Source organism: Piscinibacterium candidicorallinum, assembly GCF_047549485.1.
In the GTDB taxonomy this organism is placed as follows: Bacteria; Pseudomonadota; Gammaproteobacteria; order Burkholderiales; family Burkholderiaceae_C; genus Piscinibacterium; species Piscinibacterium candidicorallinum.
Map to the genome: position 1 here is coordinate 1,826,610 of NZ_CP180191.1, position 23,674 is coordinate 1,850,283.

Consider the following 23,674-nt stretch of genomic DNA (forward strand, 5'->3'; position numbering starts at 1 on the left):
GAAGGCGCGGCCTGAGGGAAAAGATAAGCGGAAAAGACAAAGCCCCGGCACGCCGGGGCTTTGCTCGTCATGGCCCCGGCTTGCCGGGGCTGATCTGGCAACGATCTGCTCAGCGCGAGGTGAGGTAGGTCCCGCCCGTGCCGACGGCCAGATAGATGCCGAAGCCGGCCAGCACGGCGCGCAGCTCGGCGGTGGAGCCGCTGTTGACGGTGTTCCATGTCACGCCATCCAGGCTGTTGAGGATGGTGCCGTTGGCGCCGACCACCACAAACTGCGAGGCGTAGCCGCCGGCGCGCAGGTTGGCTGTCACCGTGGAGGTGCGGGCCGTCCAGGTGATGCCGTCCTCGGAGGTCACGATCGTGCCGCCGTCACCCACAGCCACGATGCGGGCCGTGCCCGTGGGCACCGGGAAGATCTGCGGCAGCACCACGATGCCGCGCAGGTTGGCCGTGGTGTTGCTGGTGCGCGCAGTCCAGGTGATGGCGTCGGTGCTGGTCAGGATGGTGCCGCCATCGCCCACGGCGATGAAGATGTTCTGCAGCAGCGAGTACCGCACGGCGTTGAGGTTCTGCGTGGTGCCGCTGGTGCGCTGGGTCCAGGTAGCGCGGTTGCTGGTGGGTGCGGTGAAGATCGCACCGCCGTCGCCCACGGCTGTGAAGTTGGCGGTACCGCCGAAGTTGGCGTCGATGCCGCGCAGATTCGGGTTGCTGCCGCCCACCTGGTTGACCGCCCAGGTGGTGTAGTCGCTGCTGCTGACGACCGTGCCGGCGTCACCCACCGCGGCCGGAATGCCCGAGGCGCTCACGGCTGTGAGGTTGGTCGTGGTGTTGGTGGTGATGGTGGTCCAGGTCGTGGCGTCCGTGCTGGTGCTCAGGAAGCCGCCATTGCCGGCGACCACATACCGCGATCCGAAGGCGCTGATCACGCCGCTCAGGCCGTTCAGATCGGCCGTGCCGATGGGCGTGGCCGTCGTCCAGTTGATGCCGGCCAGGCGCGGGGTGGCGCTGACCGAGGGTGCGCCGGGGCCGGCCGGGCTGCCGCTGCGCGTGGACAGCAGGACAAAGGCGTAGGGCTTGCCATTGGTCAGCCCGCCGATGCTGATGCTGCTCAGGCCGCTGGGTACCTGGATGATGCGGGCGTCCGGGAACTGGGCGTAGTTGTCAAAGGTGATCGCGCTGGCCTGGGCCATGACGATCCAGTAGTTCAGGCCGGTTTCCGTGGTCCAGCTCACGGTGACCGTGCTGTCACCGGCTACCGCCGTCACGCCCTGCGGCGCCGTCGTCGGCGAATCCGCACCACCGCAACCGGCAACCATCATGACCAGACCGGCCGCCAGACCCACAAGCACGCGCTTCACGGACAAGAACACTAGCTACTCCTGCAACGCGGCCGCGGAAACCAACAGCGGGCCGCCGGAAATGTCGGGAAACGCCCAGTTTAACGACGTTCACAAGCGGGCCCGGAGCAGCCGGGCGAGCAGTGCCTGCGGGCGGGGTGGGGGCTGATCGTGCCGCGGCAGCAGTGCGCCGGGCAGACAGCAGGGAATGGCGCCTTCGGGCTTACTTCAGAGCGCCGGTGAAGCCCATGGGGCGCTCGTAGCGAACGTCGGGCTTCACACCGTGTTCACGTTCAAGCTGGGCCAGAAACTGTTCGGCCACTATCGGTTCATCAAACAGCAGCCACTGGCGCTTGACCGTGGCAAAGTCGCCCGGTGCGAGCAGACGCAGCAAGCGCAGCCGCTGCCGCTGGTCCTCCGTCAGGCGCGTGGGATCACCGCCCAGCGCCTCGGTGATGAACATGCGCTCGCGCTGTTCCGGTGTGAGCGGCAGGAACCTGATCTTGAACGAGAAACGGCGCAGGGCGGCTTCGTCAATGCGCTCCATGAGATTGGTGGTGCAGATGAATACGCCGGCAAAGCGCTCCATGCCGGCGAGCATCTCGTTGACCTCGGAGATCTCATAGTTGCGCTGCGCCATCTGGCGGTTCTGCAGGAAGCTGTCGGCCTCGTCGAGTAGGAGCACCGCGCCTTCGCTTTGCGCTTCCTCGAACATGCGGGCCATGTTCTGCTCGGTCTCGCCGACGAACTTGCTCACCAGATCACTGGCGCGCTTGAGCATCAGGGGGCGATCGATGGACTGCGCAATGTGCTCGGCCAGGGCTGTCTTGCCGCTGCCGGGCAGCCCGTAGAAGCACAGCGTGCCGGCCTTCTTGGCCTGCAGGCTCTGGATGATGCGCTCGACCGGAAACTGGCTCTCGATGTTCAGCAGGCTCAGGTCGTAGTGGGTCACTACCGGGCGGCCGCTGGCGGCCTGCTTGACGCCCATGGCGGCGTCGGACAGCTTGATCTGCCGCTCGATCAGGGTCTCGACCGACTCATCCAGCACGTCGCAGGTGAGGCGAACGAAGCGCGCGGCCGATTCAATCTGGGCCGGGGTGAGGGTGGGGCGGCCAGCAAGCTTGGCGACGAAGGCCTCGGAAATGTCCAGGCCCTGCAGGTGCTTGCGCACGATGTTCTCGCGCACATTGGCCGGCGGGTTCTTCAGCTCCAGGTGGTACTGGAAGCGGCGCAGATAGGCAGGGTCGATCTGGCGGATGTTGTTGGAAATCCAGATGGTCGGCACCTGATTGGATTCCAGGGTCTGATTGACCCAGGCCTTGCCGTTCACGGCCATGCTCTGCGTTTCGGCGCTCGCTCCGAACAGACCCAGAATCTCGCGCGGGGTGGACGGAAAGACATCTTCCACCTCGTCAAACAGCAGCACGGTATTGCGCCGGCCCTTCAGGAAGGCCTGGGCAATCTGCATCGAGCGATAGCGGTCACGGCCCGTCAGCCCGCCACCGGCGGCGTCCGTGCTTTCCACCTCATAGAGTTCGCAGCCCGCCTCGGAGGCGAGCAACTTGGCCAGTTCGGTCTTGCCCGTGCCCGGCGGTCCATAGAGCAGCACGTTCACGCCGGCCTCGCCACGCTTGGCGCTGGCGGCGAGCAGGGCACGCAGGTAGCGGGCGTCGTCTTCCAGATGCATGTAGTCGGCCAGCTTGAGCTTCGGTGCGGCGGCGGGCTTGGTGAACACCGCCATCAGCTCGCTTTCTTCCTGGTATTCAGCCAGCAAGGGCGCCAAAAGCCGGTCGCTCATGCGCACCAGATCGCCCAGATCGGTGATGGAGGCTTCAGGAATCGGGCTGTCGATCAGACCCAATGCTTCAAGGCGGGCGCCCGGCTTGAGCGCGGCGGCCACATCAGCGGGCGGCACACCGCCCCATTGCGCCATGAAGGCATAGGCCTCCTGGGCATGGGTGACCTTGCAATCCACCAGCACGCTGCGCACGTCACGCTTGAACTTGGTCAGTGCGCCGGCGTGCATCAGCCAGCGTTCGGCCGGCGTCAGCCCCAGCACGTGGGCCAGGAGCGTCGTGTTTTCGAGCAGGCGTACCGGATTGCCCGCCAGCCGTGCAGCAAGGTGGTCGCGCGTGATGCCGAACACGGCCATGAGGTCCTTGCCGTGCTGCTTGACGTACTCGTCAAGGTAGTAATAGATGGTGGTGTCGTTGGAGACGGTTCCGCTCCAGGCGCCATGACGCTCCATGAAGGCGCCGGGACTGAGCTTGCCGCAACCCCGCCAGGGCTCGTAGTCGGCGCAGCGGCTGGACAAAAAACGTTGCAAGCGCGCGAGCACGGCTTCCGGCCAGACCAGCAGCGGGGCCGCCACCATCAGCACATCGTTGATATGCGTACGTAACGCAAACCGGGTGCCGTAGCGGCAGACGGCGTCGAGCGCGAAATGGGCACAGGCCAGCTCCACCGCGGGCGCGGTGTCCGCCTCAGGCAAGCTGATCGGCTCGGTGTGCTTCATTGGCCCTCCAGAAAAGAAAGCCGTGCTGCGCAAATCCGCGGGAGCAACAGGGTCAACCCGCATGCGTTTGAAATTAGCGCATGTCAGCGCACATGCAAGCAGAAAATGCGTGGGGTTCCCCGTTGCGATCAAGTTCACACCGCAGAATCGACGGCAAGCGGGGGCCACGTTTGAACCGCTTGCATGTCGATTTGTCAGAGATAGGCTGTCGCGCCGCACAAACGGGTGGCGGGTGCGACGAATGCGGGTAAACGCGGCGCGAAGCCCGGTTGAAGCTGCGGCTGCTGCCCATATCATTCTCTGCAAACCACTCAAGCAGCTCGCGCTGCGCCACTGACATGAAACGCATCTTTCTTTTTGTCCTGACCAACCTGGCCGTCGTCGGTGTGTTGATGGTCGTCACAAGCCTTCTGGGGGTCAACCGCTTCCTGACCGCCAATGGCCTGAACCTGACGATGCTGGCCGGCTTTGCGCTGGTGATGGGCTTCGGCGGCGCCTTCATCTCGCTGCTGATGAGCAAGCCGATTGCCAAATGGAGTACCGGCGCGCGGATCATCAACCAGCCGCAGACCGCGCAGGAAGCCTGGATCGTTCAGACCGTGCAGAACTTCGCCCAGAAGGCGGGCATCGGCATGCCTGAAGTCGGCATCTACGAGGGCGCCCCGAATGCGTTTGCAACCGGCGCGTTCAAGAACAGCGCGCTGGTGGCGGTGTCCACGGGCCTGCTCGACAGCATGAGCAAGGAAGAAGTCGAAGCCGTGATCGGCCACGAGGTAGCGCACGTGGCCAATGGCGATATGGTCACCATGACGCTGATCCAGGGCGTGATGAACACATTTGTCATCTTCATCAGCCGCGTGGTGGGCTACTTCGTGGACAAGGTTGTCCTGCGCAACCAGAGCGACGGGGTCGGCATCGGCTACATGATCACCGTGATCGTGATGGACATCCTGCTGGGTGTGCTCGCCGCCATCATCGTGGCCTGGTTCAGCCGCCAGCGCGAGTTTCGCGCCGATGCAGGTGCCGCTCAGCTCATGGGCCGCAAGCAGCCGATGATCAACGCGCTGGCTCGGCTGGGCGGAATGGCACCAGGCGAACTGCCCAAGACCGTGGCCACCATGGGTATCGGCGGCAAGATGGGGTCGCTGTTTTCCAGTCACCCGCCGATCGAGGAGCGCATCAAGGCGCTGCAGTCCGCCCAGAGCTGATCAAACCCGTGCTCCACGTGGCCGCCGCGTAGTACAGACGCCGCGGCCACGGCCGTTTCAGGCGGCCGGGAGCGGGTAGGTCAGTCGCACGCACGCACCGCCGAGCTGGCTGGCACCCAGCTCCAGCGCAGCACCAATCTGCCGGGCGCGCTGCTTCATGCCCTGTAAGCCCCGCCCGCTGCGGCCGCTGGCGGGCAGGCCGTCGCCGTTGTCGAGAATCTCGATCACCAGCTGCTGGCGTCGGGAGTCAATGTCGCAGCTGAACTTCGCCGAGGTCGCGTTCGAGTGCTGGATCACGTTGCTCAATGCCTCCTGCACCACGCGCGCGAGATGCCGATTGACGTTGGCCTCCAGCTCAATCTCGGCCACGGTGTCCGCCATGTGCCAGCGCAAGTCGATGCCCAGACGTTCAAGCGCGGGCTGAAGCCGGTAGCGCATCGCGGCCAGGAGGTCACTCAGCGACGCATCCTCCAGTGCCAGCAGATCGACCGTGGACTTCATCTCAAGCAGGCAGCGTTCGATGGCATCGGCGATCAGGCGGTGATGGGGCTGATCGCGATCGAGCAAGGCCAGCGCGGAAACCAGTTCGGAACCGGGTCCGTCGTGCATTTCCTGGGCAATGCGCTCGCGCTCCTGCGTCAGCGCAGCATGCTTGTCACGAGAGTGCAGGTTTTCCAGAACGCCACGCAGCTCCTGGGTGCGATGGTGCAGTTCGATCTCCAGTTGTCGGTTGGTTTCCATCAGCCGCTGCGACAGACTCGCAAGGCGCCCGACCATGGTCAGCGCCATCACGACGATCAGTGCGGGGTAGACAAACGGGCTCAGGCTGAGGGCGCCGTAGCCCTCGTGACTGAGTTGCACATTCAGCAGGTCCCAGAGCGCGCTGCTGACCAGAATGACCGTCGACAGACCGCCCGCCAGCAGAATGGTTGAGCGCTCCTGGCGCCACGCGAGCAGCATGCCCAGACCCGTCAGCGCAGCCGGCGCGATGCTGAGCAGCTTGACGAGCCCAACACCAGGCTGTCCAACGAGAACAACCTCCAAGAGCACGCCAGCTGACATGCACAGGGTGTGCACGGTGCGCGATGCGTCGAGCAAGACGGTTCTGAGCGCGGCGAGGCGTGCGAGGAAGCCGCACAGCAGCCACAGGAATAGGTGAAAGCTCAGCGCGTGGACCAGGTACCAGGCCATGGCCGGCAAGGGTGCATCGACAAACAGCTCAAACAGCAGGTAGCCCGCCCAGGCCAGAGACGCTGCGGCGAACCAGAGATCCGCGGCGGTCTTGGTGTGCCACCAGAGCAGCGCCGCGACGAGGCTCATGATCAGCATGAGTGAGAACAGGGCAGTGATCGCACCGTTCTGCCAGACCCAGCGCCGCTCGTACAGGGGCCGCAGCTCAGCCTGCGGTCCGATATAGAAGTCGGCAAGGCCGGCTGCGCCAAGCGGGGCACCCGTGATGACGACATCGAGCTGGTTCGCACCGGTGGTGAGCTGCGCCGGAAGTGTGATCCAGTGCGGGGTGAGGTTGTAGTTGGGCAGGGTGTGTCCGAACGTGCCGACCTCCGCCGCCAATCGTCCATTGACGAGCACCGTGAGCACGTTGCCCGCGCGAGGCAGATACATCGCCAATGGCACTGCGGGGTCCGTGACGGTGAAGAAGGCGCGATATGCGTAGGTGCCGCGCAGGGGCGGGCTGGCCACGTCCCAGGCATGCGGGAGCGCGACGCGCCCGATCCTCTGCAACTCGCCCGTCGGCTGAACTGCATGCAGATCTGCCCGGTACACGCGCAGCACGGCCCGCGCAGCGTCCGGCGCCTCGACCTCCGCAGGGGTCTGCGCAGCGGCCGCGCTGATCGCCCACGGCAGTGCGATGACCGCGATGACCAGACTGATCAAAGCGCGCACCACGCCCCGGCTCACTTCAATACCCCGAGGTGCGGGGGCCACGAACGCGGCTCAGACAAGCCCCAGCAATGCCAGCTGTTTGGTCGCCTGGGCACGCGTACGCACCTGGAGCTTGCGATAGACGTTCTTCACATGCGTGTTGACGGTATGCACGCTGATGGCGAACTGGGTCGCAATTTCGGTGTTTGTGTACCCCAGCGCGACTTTGCGGATGATGCCCTGCTCGCGCTCGGTGAGTTCTTCGCGGGCCTGCGGTGCACCAAAGCGCGGAATGGGCACCTCGGCGGCCAGGGGGCGGGCGGCCGCAATGGCGCGCCCCAGGGGCAAAGCCGCAGCGTTCTGGAAGTGCTTCAAAAGCCGGCGTGCGATCAGCGGGGTGATCGGCGAGCCGCCGTTGACAGCCTCCACGATCGCCTGCGCATAGTTGTCGGTTGCGCTGCCCTTGAACAGGAAGCCGACCGCACCGGCAGACAGTGCCCGCATGACTGCCTCGTCGTGGCCGAGCGCAGAAATCACGATGATCTCGATCGCGCGGCCGGCAGCACGGACTTCCGCAATCAAGTCGAGACCGGAGCCGTCGCCAAGTTCCAGATCCACGAGCAGCACCTGGAACGACTCGTTGCCCAGCAGTTTCCTTGCTTGCGCGAGGCTCTCCGCCTGGCCAGCCAGATGGACTCGCGGGTCTCCGTGCAGTGCGCGAGCGATCCGCTGACGACTGTGTACGTCGTCGTCCACCATCAGTACGCGAATGCCGCCTCGCGGGCATTGCGACTCGGTTTGGGCGCGCAGGCGCTGCTCGGCGACGGGTGGCGCCACCGCGGTGAACTCGGTCATGGGTTTGCTCCCTCGTTCGCGGCCTTGGGGGGTTCTCCGGCCGTCGCATCATGTCCTTTGCCAATCGCTCGCGTTCAGTGGGTTGCGAATCCGACAACGGAGCGCGGACGATATGGAGCGGTCTGCGCGCGGTCAATCGACCGGCCGTGGCATCTCGACAAAGTGGGGAGAGGCTTCTACCGCGTTTGCGGCATGTGGCAGGCGCAAACGAGTGCGCCGCCCGAGTTTCGTCTGACCCGACATGTGAGCAGGCGCTTGCGCGGACACGTACGCGTCTGCAGCTCAGTCGCGCCTCCACGAGGGCGCGAGCTAACCCGAACGGGTGAGTGCGGCAGGTGATCAACGAGTGACACGGGCTAGCCGCGCCGAGCGATTGTTGCGCCGTCAACTGAAGCAAAGAATGCCGCCAGGTGCTCAACAACACATCGGGCATCAGGCCACAAGAGATGCGCAGCTCTGCAGGGCCGATTCAACAACCTACGTCAATCTTTGGTGAGGAACATCATGAAGAAGCTTGTCATCATCCTGGCTGGTCTCGTCTCCACCGCTGCGTTCGCCGGCGCCTCGGAAGTGAAGGTCAATGGCGTGTCTGCCCAGACCGCCGCGTTCGCAGGCAGCGAAGTGGTCAATGCGAGCGGCGTTGCCCGCACCCTGGCACAGCAGAACATTTCCACGAATGCCGGCAACGTGAAGATCAACGGTGCCTCCGCACAAACCACGGTCGCAGCAGGCTCGGCCATCGTGAACGAGACGCTCGGCATGAAGAGCACTGCCATGCAGAACCTGTCGAGCAACGTCGGCAAGGTCACCGTCAATGGCCTGTCGACCCAGTACACCGCTGCGGTGGGTTCGCTGGTGTGGAACGCCTCGTACGGCGTGCACAGCAAGGCCGTCCAGAACATCGCCACGAACACCAGCTGCGCCGGCTGCAAGTAAACACGCGCGCCTGAAGGTCGGGGTTGAAATGCCCCGACCTTTTTGTTCTTTCAATTCAGACTTTCGGGATCCGCCATGTTGCTTCGCTCATCCGCTCGCGGCTGCTGCACACTTCGCGCTCTTGTGCTGACCGCCACCACGCTTGCTTCGTGCTGTGCATGGGCCGTGGCGCCCGGTGAAGACCCCATCATTCTCAACAACACTGCCGTGCCTCAGGGCAGTGCCCAGCCCGGACTGGCGCCATCCAGCAGCGATGCAGCGCGCCGACTGCTGCCCGCGCGCATGAAGGCCAAGATGGCGCGCTACCAGGCCCGAGCCTTTCGTGACGATCTCGACGACATCTATACGGACAACGATGTCGTACGCAGCGCGTCGGCTGACGGCCTGAAGAAGGTGTGCGTCCAGGAAGTCGGCAGCAACACCGTGCCCGCCAATACCGGGCTGTCATCGGGGCGCTACGGCCCGCAGGCCCGACAGCAGGTTGTTGTGCTGCGCGGCGATCTGGTCAACGTGTGCAAGTAAAGCCCGCAGGAGCCGCAATGCGCCGCTTCGTGTTCGTCCTCGGCAGCACGCTCGCGCTGCTGACTGGTTGCGCCAATCTCGACGCCCGGCGTGACCTTCCGCTTCTCAGTAGCGTACCCACGGAAAACCGGCCGGTCGTTCGGCCCGTGCGCTCGGTCTCCAGCTTTTCCGAGTCCCTGGTCTGCATGGACCGCATGTTCCGGGACGCACGCGTTCCGCCCACACTCATCGCCAGCAAGCAGATTCCGGACGCGTCGGGCAAGGTGCCGGTCGCTGCCAAGGAAATGATCGTGACGGCGTTGTCGCAGCTTTCTCGCACGAGCGGTGCATTCCGCTACGTCGACTATGAGATCGACCTCGTGAAGCAGGACACGGTCCAGAACCTGACCACGCTGCTCCTGAACAACAACCAGATCCAGCTGCAGCGGCCGGCGCTCTATGTCAGTGGCGCCATTTCGTTCTTTGACCAGAGCGTGGCGTCGCGCAGCGGCGAGGTCGGAACGTCAGCGTCACGGCTGGAAACGGGTTACAGCCGCAATCGCAGCGCATCGCTCGTCGGGCTGGAGCTTCACCTGGGCGAATTCCGTTCACGCACTCTGATCCCGGGCATCGACTCTGCCAATGAAGTCGTGATCGGCACTGGGAACGAGGGGCTCGACGTCGCTGGGCGCATCGGTCGCTATGGCGTGCAGTTCAACGTCGGCCGTGACTATGCCCAGGGTACGGGCGCAGCCGTCCGCACCCTGGTCGAGCTGGGCCTGATCGAGGTGCTTGGCAAGTGGGCCCGCGTGCCGTACTGGCAATGCCTGTCACTGGATCAGGCACACCCGGAATTCCAGCGCCAGATGCGCGACTGGTTCGACGAGCAGAAGCCCGAGGAGTCGCTGGCACTCGTTCAGCGGGCCCTTGTGGCCGAAGGCTATCTGCAGCCGCCTGTTGCCACAGGCATGAGCCCGGTGCTCAAGACGGCACTTGCACGATTCCAGGTCGATCGCGGCATCACGCCCAGCGGAGACATGAATTTCGAGACCTGGGAGCGCGCGCTGCGCAACTACGTGAGCTTTGATGACAAGGGGCTTCTGGTTCGTGTGGGCTGGGGCCGACCCGGACTGGGCCAGACCGACATGGCCAAGCCCGCCAACGCTGAAGCCCCCGCGCTGCCTGAACTGCCCGGCCAGCCTTCCGGCGTAGACGGCAAGCCCGTCGAGCCTGCAGTCACGACGGCAGCCGCACCATTGACCCGGCAGGTGGATGTCCGGATCGAGAATGTGCTGCGCGGTACCAGTCAGTTCGAGGTGGGTGAGCAGGTATTTCTATCGGCCACGCTCTCACACGCCGGCTTTCTGTACTGCTTCCTGCAGGATGCAACCGGCACCGTGGTGCGCGTCCTGCCCAACAATCAACATCGCTCGGTGATGGTGCCTGCGCGGCAAGCCGTGCGCATGCCGGACTGGATGAGCCCGAATCCGGGCTTCATCATCGAACCGAGCGACCCCGGTGCAGAGGCTTTTGTATGCCTGGCCAGTGATGTCGAGCTCACGCCCAAGTTGCCGGAGCCGCTGCGCGTTGCGCCGTTCACGCCGATCCAGGGGATTCAGACGCCGGATCAGCTGGTGACCTTGTTCAAGCAGGCAGGCGAGGTTGCAGTGGGTACCGTGAGCTGGCGTGTCGTGCCGCGCACGTCCGTTCAGGTCAAAAGGTAGGTCCTGAATGCATGCCGCCCGTTCCCTTGCATGGCACGCTCTTGCAGTGCTGGGCCTCTGGGCGGCCCTGCTGGCGCCCGGCGCCGAGCACGGCACCTTGGCCAAGGTCATTGTTCAGCCCGCACCACCTGAGGCGCCGCCCCCGGCGCCGGCAGATGAAGTCTCGGCCAAGAGCTACATCGTGGACAGCGGCCGGGACGAGCTGCTGGAGCAGTTGCGGGCCGAGTCGAAGCAGGCCAAGGGCGGTGAGGCCAGCCTGCGGCTCGGTCTGCTGTACCTGCATGGCCTGCGCGTGCCGCAGGATGCGCGCAGCGCCCAGGCCCTGTTTGAACGCGCGGTGACGCAAGGCGAGCGCCGTGCTGCAGCGGCAGTCGCCTGGTGCCTCCTTGAGGGGTGTGTACGCAGCCCGGATGTGGGCGGCGCGCTCACATACATTGCACGAAACCGCGGTGCCATGCCCGCACGCATGGACTATCTGGAATGGCTTGCCTTGGGCCGGCAGCTGACAAGCGATTCGCGTGATCGACAGCGCGCCCAGTTGCTCGACCGCGCCGTGCGTGCGCGAGATCTGCATGCGCAGATCGAGCAAGGCGTCCAGCGCTTCGAAGAGGATCGCTACGCGGATTCTGCGGAACTGTTTCGGCTGGCCACGCAGCAGGGCAGCCAGGCTGCGAGTCGAAACCTTGAGCTCGTGCGGCAGCGGATCGCGGAGCAGGAAGCGAGCAGCGCGCTCGCTTCAGCAGGCACCCCCGCAGAAGCGCAGCGGCTGTTTGCGCGGGCTCAGGCGGCGCACCGCGGCATCGCGCGACCCATCAACTACGCAGAGGCGCTCACGCTATATCGGCAGGCCGCGGCACGTGGCAGCGCGCCCGCTGGCCGGATGCTGAACTTGATCGTCTCGCGGCTACGCCCCGATGGCAGCGTCGCCCCGATCTGGATGCAGCAACTTGCGTTGGTCGACATCCAGCGTGACATGGGCGGGATGGTCCGAAGCGTCGTCCCTGGCATGCTCGGCAGAGAACCCAGCCCGCTCTACGACCTGCTGCCTGCGGCGCTGCGAACGCTTGGAGTGATCCGCTGAAGCCGGCGCCAGGCAAGTTGCGCCGGTGGCTCAGTTTGCCGGTGGTTTGGCGGGCGCCGGATCCGCCGCGCCCGGCATGCGCACCGTACCGCTGGACTCGAAGCGCAGGCTCCCCAGGCCGGTGCCGCCCAGCTTGCCCTTGAGTTCATAGGGCACGCCTTCCTTGGGCGGGTTGCGGGTGAAATTCAAGGCCTGGCGTACGACGGACAGGGCCGATACCGTCACCGGCACTGTCAGCACGGCCTCGCCAAAGCGGGGGATCGTGCCCTTGGCGTCGCTCACGCCGCTGGCGAATGCGCTGCCGTTCAAGCTCAGATCGAGCGCAATGCCGTCGTAATCCAGCGCCATGTCATTGGGATTTTGCACGCGCAGCTTGATCGCGAATCGCGCTTCCAGGCCTTCACTGGGCAAGGTGTCGATCCCCGCAACGTTGACCCGGAGCCGATCCACACCCAATGAGGCGCATGCCGTCAAGAGGGCGAGCATTGCCAGAGCGAGCCAAACGCGGACGTGCTTCATTGTTGCTCCTGTTTGCCGGTGGCTCGGCTCTTTCGGTTGTGTGCCGAGGGGTCAGGCAAGGGTGACTTCGGCGCGAACGGCGCCAGCGCGGTCTGCCCGCGCAAGCAGTTTCACGGTCTGCCCAGCCGTACCGCGCACGATCCACTCGACACTGACGCGGTCGCCCGTGACCTCGCGGTTGGGCAGGAAGGCGTGCTGGGTCATCTTCTGGGCGTAGCCCTCCAGATGCGCCGCAATCTCACGCGCTTTCCCCTGCACAAGCGTGGCGCCAGCAGGTGTGTCGATCTCGAACACGCAGCCACGCACTACCTTGCGCGCCAAGGCGCGTTTGGAGATGTAGCTCGGCAGATAACCTGCATTGCTCACGGCAAAGCGCACGCGCCAGGTATCCGGCCCGAGGCGCTCGGCTTCGGTCTTGAACACCTCCAGCTTGGGCAAGGCCAGGCCGATGTAGGTCAGCCAGGCCGGGAAGCGGGCGGCCTCGCGCTCGCGCAGGTGCGGCGGCGGGTTGCGCCAGAAGTTCATCTTGTCCCAGCCACCGATCTCCACCTTGCCCAGCTGCGGGTGGTCGAACGCGTACCAGTCCACGAAGGCCTTGCCACCGCAGTCACGGTCGCTCCACTGCAGCAGCTTGATGTCGTCCTCCACCGGGTGGTCACGGAACCAGTCGATCCACTTGTAGCCCTCGATGCCGGCTTCCTTGTTGGGCGACCAGATCTCCACCACCCAGAACAGGCTGCCCAGGTGCTCGTAGATCCAGTCCTGGGTGCCGGTGATGACTTCCTTGGGGTGGTAGCGGAATTCCTCGTAGATCGAAATAGCTGGGTAACCCGTGGTCTGGGCGCCGACCTCGCTGAACTTCTGGAAGGCCCACAGATCCTCGGGGATCATGTCCTTGTCGGATTCGGTGCCCATCGGGCGCAGGATCACGCCGCTGTGGGTATGGAAGCTCATGCCGGCGCCGATGTTCGGGTGATCGACAACGAACTGCACCATGGCGCGCACTTCCGGCTCGCTGGTGGGGTAGGGGCCGGCGCCCCACTGCTCGAACTCCTGGCGCCAGGAGGCGGGGAAGTTGCGGTTCAGGTCCAGGCCTTCCTTGTCCTTGTTGACGCTGAAGTTGATGCCGTCATAGCCGGCAATCGTGCCTTCGGGCACCAGGCGGTAGTACGGGCCGCCCAGCGGTGGCGGCAGGTCGTCGGGCTGGCGCGGCACCAACAGGCGCGGGTGCTCCGGGTGCTTCTTGTAGGTGCCGTTCGGGTCTTCGATCCGCATCGAGAGCATGCGGCCGTCGCCGTCCACATCCTCGATGGTCAGGCCCTCGACCGTCGGCTCGTCGAAGGGGTAGGGGCGCGTGCTGGACCGGATGTGGCGCGGTTTGTCGGCCAGCGCCAGCTCGGCGCCGTCCGGGTTCAGGCGCGGCACGATGTAGAAGGTACGGGTGTCCAGCAGGTGCGTGATCTTCGGATCGGTACCGTAGTGCGTCGCCAGATGGTTGATGTAGTACAGGCAGGCGTTCGCCGCGGACAGTTCGGCGGCGTGGATGTTGCCGTCGATCCAGAAGGCAGGCTTGTCGATGTGCGCGCCCGTGGCCGAATTTGTGACCGTCACGCACCAGATGTCACGCCCTTCATGGCTCTTGCCGATCGAGCTGAGCGAAAAGATCTCCGGCCGGGCGGCGCAGTAGCCGCGCAGCAGTTCGGTCAGACGTTCGTAGCGGGGGAAGACGGAGAAATCGGGGCGCGGAAGCTGTGCGTTGGCGGGCATGAAGCGTGTTTATGGTTCTGAGGATGAAGAGGCCGGCTGCGCCTTCTGGGCGCTGCGGCGGACGGTGAATTGGTGCGTGCTTTGCTCGTGGGGCGCGCCGTTCGATACATCCGGCGGATAGCGGCGCTCGGTTACGGTCACGTCCTGCCGGACCACTTCCAGCACCGTGCTGGCGCGGGTGCCGTACGTGTCGGTGGCGATGAAGACCGAGGACAGTCGGCGCTCCCAGTCCAGGGCTACGCCCGTTTGAGGCAGGGACGCATCATGCGCCATCACCGGGTCGCGTAGGCCGTCCAGCATGGCGTCGTGGCCCGGCCGCATCAGCAGGTCCATCGTGAAGCGGCCGACCGCGCGCTGCACCTTGGGCCAGGGTGTGTCCAGCGTGGCGTTTGAGAGGCCGTAGATGCCCGGCGTCAGCCGTCGCGGGCCGAAATCCTTGCTGTGCAGGAACCAGCATTCCTGCGCATCGAAGGCCACACTGCCGACGATGAGGTTGAAGCCGTTGTAGCGGCTGCGGCGGCTGGCCACGTCGAAGATGTAGCGCGACGGGCTCATGTCGCCCTCGAGGAACGCCGCCACCAGCGGCCCGCGCGACGGGGCGTCGGGCCGGGCCTCGCTCGGTGCACGCACGTTGGTAATCAGCGCGAAGCGCCCGCGGCGGTTGATGCCTATCCAGGTGCTCGGTGTCTCCACGGCGAGATCGCGCCCGGCCAGCACCTCGTCGCCCGGCCAGAACTGCAGAGCGGCCGCCGGGCGGTGATAGAACTCGTCACGATTGGCGGCGATCACCAGCGGCCGGTCGGCGTTCCATTGCCAGGCGATCGTTGCGATGCACATGTCGGACAGGCGTACTTCAGGCGGTGATGTCGATGATCTCGTAGGGCAGGGGCTGCGGGCTCAGACTGCGGCCGTCAGCGAGCTTGAGATTACCGGCTTCCTGCGCCGCCAGTGGTGCTTCGAACAGAACGAGCCAGCTGCCGTCTGCCATGCTCGCGGCTTCGACCACCGTACCCACGGGCTCCGCAGCAGCCTGAGCCGGCACATCGACCAGCACATCCGAAAGCGGCGCGACGTCTGCGCCCGCCGCCACTTTTGCCAGACCCATGCGCCGCTTGAGCTTGCCCAGGTACTGGCTGCGCGCCACGACCTCCTGGCCGGGGTAGCAGCCCTTCTTGAAGTTCACGCCGCCGACCAGCTCGAAATTGATCATCTGCGGCACAAAGGCTTCCCGGGTGCGCTCATCCACCATCGCCTGGGCTGCGGCGATGCGGCTGGCGTGCCATTCCTGCAGGGACGCGGCCGGGCCGAACTGCGCTGCGAGTTCCGCGCGCAGGGCCTCAGCGCTGCTTGCGGGCGCAGCCAGCGTGACTTGTGTGAGATCGCCCACGGCGCGGCTAATGGCCAGACCGGCGTCCGAGGCGCTGGCGTGGCCTGCGGCCGGCACGGCGAGGCCGGCGATCTGCGTAGGCGCAGCACCTGCGAACTGCAGGCCAAACAGCACCCAGCTGGCCGACTCGTCTACCACCTTGGCCTTGGCGCGCAGCACGAACATGGACAGGCGCTTGGCCAGAAAGCCGGCGTTGTTGCGCGGCAGCACGAACACATAGCGATCAGCCGCCGGCCGCGCCACGCCGAAGGTGGCAAACAGGCGGCCCTTGGGGTTGCAGTAGCCCGCCAGGCGCATGCTGCCCGGCGCCATGCCGGCGACGTCCTGAGTCAGCTGGCCTTGGAGGAAGCCGGCCGAATCGGCGCCTTCAACGCTGATGAGTCCGGTGTCAGTCAGTTCGAACCACTTCATGATGCAGAGGGATGCAGGCTGATGCACTTTGGCGGGCTCGATGCGCCGAGCCCGAAAACGTCGCTGGCTATCATACGAAGCGCTCTGGCAGGGGCGGTGCGGTGCGGCCGGCACTGCACTGACAGACCCCACAGACACACCACGCCGAAACAGGGCTTTTCGTCTTTCCTCCGTCGATCTCGGTCGGCGCTCCGCCAGCCGATCTGCTACCTACACCCCGGACCGAATTGAAACTCCTCAAGACCCTGCTTGTGCTCATCCTCCTGGCCCTGGGCGGCGCTGCAGCCCTGGTGGGCTGGGTGGCGGTGGCGCCGGTGACGTCCAAGCCGCTGGAAGTGGCCGTCATGCAGGGTTCCGGCCTGCGCGCCATCGCTCGCCAGGCCCGCGAAGCCGGCGTGGAGATGAACGAGGACCTGCTGGTGCAAGGGCTGAAGTGGGCCACCCAATGGACGGACCGGCCGGTGCGTGCCGGTCTGTATGACCTGCCAGCCGGCGCGTCGGCACTGACCGTGCTGCGCAGCTTCACCAGCGGCAAGCCGCGGCTGGTCAGCGCCCGGCTGCCGGAAGGCGCCACCTTCCGCGATCTGCTGGGCTGGCTGGCCAAGTCGCCGTATCTGGTCAGAGACCTGTCCGCGCTCAAGCCGGCCGAAGCCGCCAAGCTGCTCGGTGCTGCCAGCGCGAGCGATCTGGAAGGCCTGTACTTCCCGGACACCTATCTGCTGAACCCCGGCGCCAAGGAGTCCGACGTGTTGCGCATGGCGCGCCGGGCGATGGACGAGCGCCTGGCCGGCATCTGGGCACAGCGCGCGCCGGATGCGGCTGTGAAGTCGCCGCGCGAGGCGCTGATCCTGGCGAGCATCATCGAGAAGGAAACCGGGCGCGACGCCGAGCGCCCGCTGGTATCCGCCGTGTTCAACAATCGCCTGCGCATCGGCATGCGCCTGCAGACGGACCCCACCGTCATCTATGGCTTGGGCGAGCGCTTCGACGGCAATCTGCGCAAGGTCGATCTGACGACCGACACCCCCTGGAACAGCTACACCCGTGGCGGACTGCCGCCCACGCCGATTGCGCTGCCTTCCGCGGCCTCGCTCATGGCCGCGGTGCAGCCGGCGGCCTCGCAGGCGCTGTACTTTGTAGCGCGCGGCGACGGCACGAGCGAGTTCTCGACCAATCTGGCCGATCACAATCGCGCCGTGAATCGCTATCAGCGGGGGCAGTAAAGATGGCCGAAAACAGCATTTTATTGAGAGACAAAATGCCACTTTCCGCATTTCAGAAGCCATTCTTGGCGCATTTTCTGGTGCGAGTCCTTTTGGCCGATTTCGTTCTTCCAACCTGAAGCACAAACTGTGACTCTGCGCTTCATCAGCTTTGAGGGTATCGATGGTGCGGGCAAGTCCACGCAGATTGCGGCTGCGCGCGTCTGGCTGGAATGCCGCGGCTTCGAGGTGGTGGCCACGCGCGAACCCGGCGGCACGCCCCTGGGTGAACGCCTGCGCGAGCTGATCCTGCAGCAGTCCATGGCGCCGGACACCGAAGCGCTGCTGATCAACGCCGCCCGGGCCGAGCACCTGGCCACGGTCATTCGCCCGGCGCTTGAGCGCGGCGCCTGGGTGCTGTGCGACCGTTTTGCCGACAGTACCCTGGCCTATCAGGGCTACGCCAAGGGCGGGGACCTGGCGCAACTGCGCCGCCTGCAGCGGGATGTCGTCGGCAGCACCCTGCCGCGCCGTACCTATCTGTTTGATCTGAGCGTATCGGACGCCGCCGCACGCCGCGCCGCCGGGCGCGAACAGGCGGAGTCCGATAAGTTCGAACGGGCAGGGGCCAGCTTTCAGGAGCGCGTGCGGCTGGGATTTCAGGCTCTGGCCGCGGCCGAGCCCGGGCGCTTCATGGTGCTGGACGCCGGTTTGCCACCGGCAACTATTCAGGCGCAGATCGAGACCGATTTAGCCCTGTTCCACGCTCAAGTAGCTGTTTAGATAAGCGATGCAAGCTACTGATTTCAAATCGCTTTCTTGGCTTCAATCGGCCCACGATCAAGTGCTTGCCCAAGGCCAGCGTCTGCACCATGCGCTGCTGCTGCAAGGTGGCAAGGGTGTGGGTTTGCCGGAGCTCGCCCTTGGTTTGGCGCAGACTCTGCTGTGTGAACGACCCAGCGCCGCGGGCGCCAGTGGGGTGTGCGATTCCTGCCATTTGTTTGCTTCCGGCAATCACCCTGATCTTCACATCATCGTGCCCAGCGTGAAGGACAGTGACGACGCGGCAAGCCCGGCCGAAGAAGGCGCTGCGTCAGAAGTCGTGTGGCCCAGCAGCCATACGCCGGAGATCACGGCGCGTGGCGAGATCAAGGTGGAATCCATCCGGCAGCTGATTTCTGCCAGCACGCTCGGTACCACGCGCGGTGGGCGCCGGGTGGTGGTGCTGTACCCGGCTGAGGCGCTGAATGCCGTCTCCGCCAACGCCCTGCTCAAGACCCTCGAGGAGCCCCCGCCGGGCATGCTGCTCCTGCTGGCCACCAGCGAACCCGGGCGCCTGCTGCCCACCATCCGCTCGCGCTGCCAGGTGGTGAATGTGCCCACGCCGGCTGCGAACGCCCCGGACGTACTGGCCTGGCTGGCCGGGCAGGGCGTTCAGGATGCCGCGGCGTGGCTTGCGCTGGCCCGCGGCGCACCCTATGCCGCGCTCAATCTGGCGGCGCAGGCCGAGACCCTGGGCATCACCGAGCGCCTGGCTGCCTGGTGCACCCCGGAGGACAGCCGCTTCTGGGGCAGCGGCAACCTCAAGAAGGGCGAGATCCGTGCCTGGCTGGAGTGGTACTACCGCTTTGCCGCCCACTGTGCCGAGTTGGCCGCGGGTGGCACGAAGGTCACCGCCTGGATGGGTGTAAGCGCCGCGCAGTGGCAGGCTGCCGCGCAGCGCCTGTCGCCGGCCGGCTGGCACAAGCTGCTTGCCGCCATCACTCGCTCGCTGCGTGCGGCGGAGCACCCCCTGGCACCTGCGCTGGTCACTGACAGCCTGCTCGTGCATTATTCGGACTTGCTCGCCGCGGAGCAGGGCACCCAGCCCGACCGCAGTGCCCACCACAGCGTCGGCCGCCGCTGATGGCCCCGCTGAATTGATCCACACCGAATGACCCAAGCCGCCCCGACGACCGCCCGCCCCAGCATCATCCAGCTCGCCATCAAGGAAAAGGCTGCGCTCTACGCCGCGTACATGCCCTTTCTGAAGAACGGCGGCATCTTTGTGCCCACGGCCAAGGAGTACAAGCTGGGTGATGCGGTGTACGTGATCCTTGCGCTGATGGACGACCCCAACAAGCTGCCGATCGCCGGCAAGGTGGCCTGGATCACGCCGCGCGGCGGCACCGGCAACCGCACCCAGGGCATCGGCGTACAGTTCCCGGCGGACGACACCGGCGCCAACGCCAAGGCCCGGATCGAGGAAATTCTGGGCGCTGCCCTGGGCTCCACGCGGCAGACCCATACGCTCTGAGCCGGCGCACGCGGGCAGTGTTTTTCTGCCGGGCGAATGAAGGATGCCCGGAGCGCCTCGCCCATGCTTGATTGCATCAGTTTCGGCCGGAAATTTAAGAATTATCAATGAGGCGCTTTCCGCGCACCAGGCAAGCGGAAAGCCACTTTCTGGTCAATCAGTAGCGTTCAATTTCGGTCGTACAAGTGCGTGCGATCTTCTGCCTCTGCTGTGTATTTGCGCCGTGTACTTTGATTCCCACTGCCACCTGAACTTTCCTGAACTGCGCGGCCAGCTGCCCGAGATCCGCAGCCGCATGCAGGCTGCCGGCGTGAGTGAGGCGGTGGTGGTCTGCACCACGCTGGAAGAATTCCCCCAGGTGCGTGAAGTGGCCGGCATGGACGCCCAGTGGTGGTGCTCTGCCGGCGTCCACCCGGACTATCACGAGAGCAAGAACGAGGGCATGGAAGAGCCCACCGTCGAGCGCCTGCTCGGGCTGGCCGCGGACCCCAAGGTGGTGGCGATCGGCGAGACCGGCTTGGACTACTACTGGCACAAGGAAGAGCGGCCCGGTTCGCTTGACTGGCAGCGCGAGCGCTTTCGCGTGCACATCCGGGCCGCCCGCGCCTGCGGCAAGCCGCTCATCATCCACACCCGCAGCGCCTCCGACGACACCCTGCGCCTGATGCGCGAGGAGGGCGCCGAGGGGGCAGGGGGTGTGATGCACTGCTTCACCGAGACCTGGGCGGTGGCGCAGGGCGCGCTGGACATGGGATTCTTCATCTCGTTTTCCGGCATCGTCACCTTCAAGAACGCCGCCGAGTTGCGCGATGTGGCCGCCCGCGTGCCGCTGGACCGACTGCTGATCGAGACCGACGCGCCCTATCTGGCGCCCGTGCCACACCGGGGCAAGACCAACGAGCCCAGCTTCGTGCCGCACGTGGCGCGGCAGATTGCCGAGTTGCGCGGCATGACGCAGGAGGCCGTGGCCGAGCTGACGCGCGAGAACGCGCGGCGGATGTTCAAGCTGGCTGCCTGACCTGGCAAGCGCCGCAATGTCGATTCATCTCACCATGGAATGTGTTTCGTGAGCTCTGGCAGCATGCATTCATGTCTCAATCTGTCCCGTCGGAGACTGCTGGCCCTGATGTGCGCGGCCGGCGCGGCGCTCGCCCAACCCGCCGCCGCCCAATCTGGCGCCATGACGCCAGCAGAGATCATGCGCCGGGCCGTTCAGATTGATGACCCCGCGAGCGTGCGGCGCCTGATCGACAGCGGCGCGGACGTCAACATGCCCGTGCACGAAGGCCTGCCGCCGCTGCATCTGGCGCTGATGGAGGGCTCGCTGAAGGCGGCCGAGGCGCTCGCCAACCACTCCAAGGTCCAGATCAATGCCGCGAGCAGCGTGGGGGACACGCCGTTGATGATCGCCGCACTCAAAGGGCAGGGCGCCATGGTTGATCTGCTGCTCAAGCGCGGCGCCCGACCGGCCGGTGCCGCTGACGGCAAAGGCCTCTGGACGCCGCTGCACTACGCCGCTCTGGGTGGGCACGACGCGATTGCCGAGCGCCTGCTGGCCGCGGCGGCACCCGTGAATGCCACAGCCCCCAACGGCGCCACGCCGATCATGCTGGCTGCCCGCGGTGGACATGACCGCCTGGTGCGCCGCCTGCTGCGCGCAGGAGCGGACACCCGTGCCCGGACGGACGCCGATCTGGACGTCGTGGCCTTTGCCAGACGCAACAATCACCCCGAGCTGGCGGATGCCATCCCGCGCTGGGCCGAGCAGGCGCGCGCAGGCAAACTGCCGCTGGAGCTGCCGTGATGCCTGCGGTTGATCCGCAGGCGTGATCCTGGTCGCGGCGGTGGTCGTGACGAACTCGGTTCACGGCAACAAGTCCGTTGAAGATCCGGTTGAATGTCTGCCAGAAGATTCGTTTGAAGGAGCGCCCATGAACACATCGACCCTCGCAAGACACCTGGCTGTGGGCCTGCTGCTGTCTGCCGCCTGCCTGGCGATCCCGCAGGCGAACGCCGCCGGCTGGGGCGCAGCGCTGCGCGATGCGCCACTGCGCGATTTCACGGACGAAGACATCAGCCAGCACCTGGCCGCCATCCGCAAGGCGCTGGACAGCGACGACCCCAAGGCGGTCGTTGAATGGCGCAACGACGCCACCGGCGCCGGCTCCAAGATCAGCGTCATCGGTCAGCCCAAGCTCAAGGGCTACGGCGCTTGCAAGCGCCTGAGCACGTTGTCGTTCAGCAAGAAGCGCAAGGGCTACGCCACGCCGTTCACGGTGTGCAAGAACACGGACGGGCGGTGGGTGGTCGCCGGCTGAGTCGATCAGGGCCGGCTGCTTATCGTGCCGGTGGCTGAACGTGATCCGAGTGTGTCTGCGAGATACTGCCGCAGATCTTCAGTGAACTGTTCCGGCTGCCGCATGTAGGCCTCTCCATGGCCGCCCAGCGGGTAGGTGTGCAGGCGTTTGGGCGCAGTCACGGCGGCGTGCAGGGCAAGCGTCATGCTGGGCGGCACGGCGGTGTCAATTGCTGTATTGATGAACATCACCGGAGTACGGATGGCGGGTGCCGCAACGAGCGGCCTGGCCTGCTCCAGATCCACGTTGAACCTGAGCTTCACGAGTGCAACGGTTGCCTGCAACAGCGCGGGTCGAAGCACCGCAGGAACGCCGGCGTAATCGTGATCTAGGCGGAAGCGCAACACGTCGATGAAATCGCTGTAGGCGCAATCGACGACGAGGAAGTCAGCAGAGCCCCCTTGACCCGCGAACAAGACCGCCGTGGCGCCGCCACCCGAGCGGCCGTACACCCCGATTGCGGCTCCGGCTGGCATCTGGGCTCGGGCTGCGATCACTGCCTGTTTCAGGTCATCGGATTCGCGGATTCCGGCGGTCAGGACGTCGCCTTCACTGGCGCCGCTGGCGCGCTGATCGTAGAGAAACACGTCAAATCCCAGGTCGTGCCAGGGTTTGAATTGCGTGGCGTACTCGAGCAGGTTGCCCCCATAGCCGTGCACCATGATCACCGCCTGGTTGTTCTGTGTTCGAGCCGGCAGGTGCAGGCCTGTCAGCCGTAGACCGTCGGTGGTGCGGACTTCAAAGGGCGCGCCATTGCTACGCGCCATCAGTTCGGCGAGTGACGTCGCGTGCTGCTGCGCGTCCGGTTTGCGCCACGAAGGTTGGGCAATCACGCCGGCGAAGTACCAGGCGGCCATAACGACTGCGGCAACTAACAAGGCCGCAGGCACCATGACCGCCAAGGCAATCTTGCGTCGGGCTAGCGCCGGTCGACCGAGAATGAACATGAATGGATGGGTTTTGCCTCTGCGCCTTGGATTATTCCGAACGCCGCGGGGAGACGTGGCGCACACACAGGAGTAGCCGAACTTTGGACGGCGTCGAGTTTTTTGAAGACTGATGCTCCTGACACAAACGCATGGATTTTGATTGCGCATATTTGTGTTATGTAAACTAAAATTCGGAATTGAGAACTGTAGCGACAGCCCTCCGACTGCGATCGCTGACTGCTCCGCGCTCCAGCGTGATCTAGGTTCGAAACCAGACCGTTGAAGCAACAAGTTCGGCCGAACTTCTCCCCGCACGCGTTCACAATCTCGCCCATGAGCACCCGGCCCACCAAGATCGGCGATCTGCGCACGGCGTTTCGCTGGCAGCGCGGCCGACAGGCCAGCGGCTACGACAAGATGCTCCTGCTCACCGGGCTCTGGCCGCTGCCGTTCGACTGCTATCTGCTGCGCTTTCCAACCGGAAGCGAAATCCCGCCGCACACGGACCCTGTGACCGCCGGACGCCACTTCCGCCTGAATATCGTCGTCTGGCGCGCACGCGCGGGTGGCGAGTTTGTCTGTGCCACCCCGATCTTCGAGACAGGGTTCCCGTACTTTTGATGTCGATTTTGGCGGTACGGAATTGGCGCGGGTGCTTTGCAGCGCCCGACTAGCGCACAATGGTTGATATAGAGTCATCTTTATCCCGGTCGAATAATTCCACTTGAATTCGATCCGCCTGCCCGGCCATGAGCGAGTTGACCGC

The 23,674-nt window shown here is 65.4% G+C and carries 21 protein-coding genes and 1 pseudogene; 13 read left to right on the forward strand and 9 right to left on the reverse strand.

Annotation, left to right across the window (positions count from 1 at the left end):
* Positions 1–109: 109 nt before the first annotated feature.
* Both ACMDW7_RS08250 and ACMDW7_RS08255 read right to left on the reverse strand, forming a co-directional pair.
* On the reverse strand, positions 110–1,369 hold the full coding sequence (locus ACMDW7_RS08250) for a WD40/YVTN/BNR-like repeat-containing protein (RefSeq protein ID WP_377301624.1): 1,260 nt from the start codon (positions 1,367–1,369) through the stop codon (positions 110–112).
* Positions 1,370–1,559: 190 nt separating this feature from the next.
* The gene (locus ACMDW7_RS08255) at positions 1,560–3,851 is read right to left on the reverse strand and encodes an AAA family ATPase (protein ID WP_377301623.1); all 2,292 of its coding nucleotides are present in this window, start codon (positions 3,849–3,851) and stop codon (positions 1,560–1,562) included.
* 338 nt (positions 3,852–4,189) lie between these two features.
* Between ACMDW7_RS08255 and htpX the strand changes: the two genes are divergently transcribed.
* Positions 4,190–5,059: a protease HtpX gene (htpX, locus tag ACMDW7_RS08260; protein WP_377301621.1), complete on the forward strand. Its 870-nt coding sequence runs from the start codon at positions 4,190–4,192 to the stop codon at positions 5,057–5,059.
* 57 nt (positions 5,060–5,116) lie between these two features.
* On the opposite strand, the gene ACMDW7_RS08265 is transcribed toward htpX, so the two are convergent.
* Positions 5,117–7,006, reverse strand: a complete 1,890-nt coding sequence (locus tag ACMDW7_RS08265) for an ATP-binding protein (protein WP_414859639.1) — start codon at positions 7,004–7,006, stop codon at positions 5,117–5,119.
* 9 nt (positions 7,007–7,015) lie between these two features.
* A complete protein-coding gene (locus ACMDW7_RS08270) occupies positions 7,016–7,798 on the reverse strand; it encodes a response regulator transcription factor (protein WP_377301617.1) in 783 nt (260 codons plus the stop codon).
* Between the two features lie 504 nt (positions 7,799–8,302).
* Between ACMDW7_RS08270 and ACMDW7_RS08275 the strand changes: the two genes are divergently transcribed.
* From ACMDW7_RS08275 to ACMDW7_RS08290, 4 genes are all read left to right on the forward strand, one after another.
* Complete coding sequence (locus tag ACMDW7_RS08275) at positions 8,303–8,734, forward strand: hypothetical protein (protein WP_377301615.1); 432 nt, start codon at positions 8,303–8,305, stop codon at positions 8,732–8,734.
* Between the two features lie 123 nt (positions 8,735–8,857).
* Positions 8,858–9,256: a hypothetical protein gene (locus tag ACMDW7_RS08280; RefSeq protein ID WP_414859640.1), complete on the forward strand. Its 399-nt coding sequence runs from the start codon at positions 8,858–8,860 to the stop codon at positions 9,254–9,256.
* Positions 9,257–9,273: 17 nt separating this feature from the next.
* The gene (locus ACMDW7_RS08285) at positions 9,274–10,959 is read left to right on the forward strand and encodes a DUF4384 domain-containing protein (protein WP_377301611.1); all 1,686 of its coding nucleotides are present in this window, start codon (positions 9,274–9,276) and stop codon (positions 10,957–10,959) included.
* A gap of 7 nt (positions 10,960–10,966) precedes the next feature.
* On the forward strand, positions 10,967–12,040 hold the full coding sequence (locus ACMDW7_RS08290) for a hypothetical protein (RefSeq protein WP_377301609.1): 1,074 nt from the start codon (positions 10,967–10,969) through the stop codon (positions 12,038–12,040).
* A 30-nt stretch (positions 12,041–12,070) separates the two neighbouring features.
* On the opposite strand, the gene ACMDW7_RS08295 is transcribed toward ACMDW7_RS08290, so the two are convergent.
* Genes ACMDW7_RS08295 through ACMDW7_RS08310 form a run of 4 tightly spaced genes read right to left on the reverse strand, consistent with a single transcriptional unit; the run spans position 12,071 to position 16,124 of the window.
* A complete protein-coding gene (locus tag ACMDW7_RS08295; RefSeq protein WP_377301607.1) occupies positions 12,071–12,559 on the reverse strand; it encodes an LEA type 2 family protein in 489 nt (162 codons plus the stop codon).
* Positions 12,560–12,610: 51 nt separating this feature from the next.
* Positions 12,611–14,326, reverse strand: a complete 1,716-nt coding sequence (locus ACMDW7_RS08300; protein WP_377301605.1) for a M14 family zinc carboxypeptidase — start codon at positions 14,324–14,326, stop codon at positions 12,611–12,613.
* Between the two features lie 9 nt (positions 14,327–14,335).
* Positions 14,336–15,163 (reverse strand): NRDE family protein, encoded by an 828-nt coding sequence (locus ACMDW7_RS08305; RefSeq protein WP_377301603.1) that lies wholly within the window; start codon positions 15,161–15,163, stop codon positions 14,336–14,338.
* Between the two features lie 16 nt (positions 15,164–15,179).
* Positions 15,180–16,124, reverse strand: coding sequence for a YgfZ/GcvT domain-containing protein (locus tag ACMDW7_RS08310; protein WP_377301601.1), 945 nt, complete (start codon positions 16,122–16,124; stop codon positions 15,180–15,182).
* Positions 16,125–16,351: 227 nt separating this feature from the next.
* On the opposite strand from ACMDW7_RS08310, the gene mltG reads away from it, so the two are divergent.
* The 7 genes from mltG (at position 16,352) to ACMDW7_RS08345 (ending at position 21,940) form a co-directional block, all read left to right on the forward strand.
* Positions 16,352–17,347, forward strand: coding sequence for an endolytic transglycosylase MltG (gene mltG / locus ACMDW7_RS08315; protein WP_377301599.1), 996 nt, complete (start codon positions 16,352–16,354; stop codon positions 17,345–17,347).
* Between the two features lie 129 nt (positions 17,348–17,476).
* Positions 17,477–18,109, forward strand: coding sequence for a dTMP kinase (gene tmk, locus ACMDW7_RS08320; protein WP_377301597.1), 633 nt, complete (start codon positions 17,477–17,479; stop codon positions 18,107–18,109).
* 61 nt (positions 18,110–18,170) lie between these two features.
* Entirely contained in the window at positions 18,171–19,232 is a 1,062-nt protein-coding gene (holB, locus tag ACMDW7_RS08325; protein ID WP_377301595.1) for a DNA polymerase III subunit delta', read from the forward strand.
* A 27-nt stretch (positions 19,233–19,259) separates the two neighbouring features.
* Complete coding sequence (locus ACMDW7_RS08330) at positions 19,260–19,622, forward strand: PilZ domain-containing protein (protein ID WP_377301593.1); 363 nt, start codon at positions 19,260–19,262, stop codon at positions 19,620–19,622.
* A gap of 223 nt (positions 19,623–19,845) precedes the next feature.
* On the forward strand, positions 19,846–20,640 hold the full coding sequence (locus tag ACMDW7_RS08335) for a TatD family hydrolase (RefSeq protein ID WP_377301591.1): 795 nt from the start codon (positions 19,846–19,848) through the stop codon (positions 20,638–20,640).
* Positions 20,641–20,703: 63 nt separating this feature from the next.
* Entirely contained in the window at positions 20,704–21,426 is a 723-nt protein-coding gene (locus ACMDW7_RS08340; RefSeq protein ID WP_377301589.1) for an ankyrin repeat domain-containing protein, read from the forward strand.
* A gap of 127 nt (positions 21,427–21,553) precedes the next feature.
* Entirely contained in the window at positions 21,554–21,940 is a 387-nt protein-coding gene (locus ACMDW7_RS08345) for a hypothetical protein (protein WP_377301587.1), read from the forward strand.
* A gap of 5 nt (positions 21,941–21,945) precedes the next feature.
* Here the strand turns inward: ACMDW7_RS08345 and ACMDW7_RS08350 are convergent, their stop codons facing one another.
* A complete protein-coding gene (locus tag ACMDW7_RS08350) occupies positions 21,946–22,872 on the reverse strand; it encodes an alpha/beta hydrolase (RefSeq protein ID WP_377301585.1) in 927 nt (308 codons plus the stop codon).
* Between the two features lie 369 nt (positions 22,873–23,241).
* On the opposite strand from ACMDW7_RS08350, the pseudogene ACMDW7_RS08355 reads away from it, so the two are divergent.
* Positions 23,242–23,511: pseudogene (locus ACMDW7_RS08355) on the forward strand (hypothetical protein); the annotation flags it as partial.
* Between the last annotated feature and the right edge of the window lie 163 nt (positions 23,512–23,674).

Excerpts from the sequence above, each read along its gene's own strand:
- ACMDW7_RS08305 (WP_377301603.1), bottom strand. The coding sequence starts at position 15,163 with ATGTGCATCGCAACGATCGCCTGGCAATGGAACGCCGACCGGCCGCTG.
- ACMDW7_RS08295 (WP_377301607.1), bottom strand. The coding sequence starts at position 12,559 with ATGAAGCACGTCCGCGTTTGGCTCGCTCTGGCAATGCTCGCCCTCTTG.
- htpX (WP_377301621.1), top strand. The coding sequence starts at position 4,190 with ATGAAACGCATCTTTCTTTTTGTCCTGACCAACCTGGCCGTCGTCGGT.
- ACMDW7_RS08340 (WP_377301589.1), top strand. The coding sequence starts at position 20,704 with ATGCATTCATGTCTCAATCTGTCCCGTCGGAGACTGCTGGCCCTGATG.
- ACMDW7_RS08290 (WP_377301609.1), top strand. The coding sequence starts at position 10,967 with ATGCATGCCGCCCGTTCCCTTGCATGGCACGCTCTTGCAGTGCTGGGC.
- ACMDW7_RS08275 (WP_377301615.1), top strand. The coding sequence starts at position 8,303 with ATGAAGAAGCTTGTCATCATCCTGGCTGGTCTCGTCTCCACCGCTGCG.
- ACMDW7_RS08270 (WP_377301617.1), bottom strand. The coding sequence starts at position 7,798 with ATGACCGAGTTCACCGCGGTGGCGCCACCCGTCGCCGAGCAGCGCCTG.
- ACMDW7_RS08345 (WP_377301587.1), top strand. The coding sequence starts at position 21,554 with ATGAACACATCGACCCTCGCAAGACACCTGGCTGTGGGCCTGCTGCTG.
- ACMDW7_RS08350 (WP_377301585.1), bottom strand. The coding sequence starts at position 22,872 with ATGGTGCCTGCGGCCTTGTTAGTTGCCGCAGTCGTTATGGCCGCCTGG.
- ACMDW7_RS08310 (WP_377301601.1), bottom strand. The coding sequence starts at position 16,124 with ATGAAGTGGTTCGAACTGACTGACACCGGACTCATCAGCGTTGAAGGC.
- ACMDW7_RS08330 (WP_377301593.1), top strand. The coding sequence starts at position 19,260 with ATGACCCAAGCCGCCCCGACGACCGCCCGCCCCAGCATCATCCAGCTC.
- ACMDW7_RS08300 (WP_377301605.1), bottom strand. The coding sequence starts at position 14,326 with ATGCCCGCCAACGCACAGCTTCCGCGCCCCGATTTCTCCGTCTTCCCC.
- ACMDW7_RS08255 (WP_377301623.1), bottom strand. The coding sequence starts at position 3,851 with ATGAAGCACACCGAGCCGATCAGCTTGCCTGAGGCGGACACCGCGCCC.
- ACMDW7_RS08285 (WP_377301611.1), top strand. The coding sequence starts at position 9,274 with ATGCGCCGCTTCGTGTTCGTCCTCGGCAGCACGCTCGCGCTGCTGACT.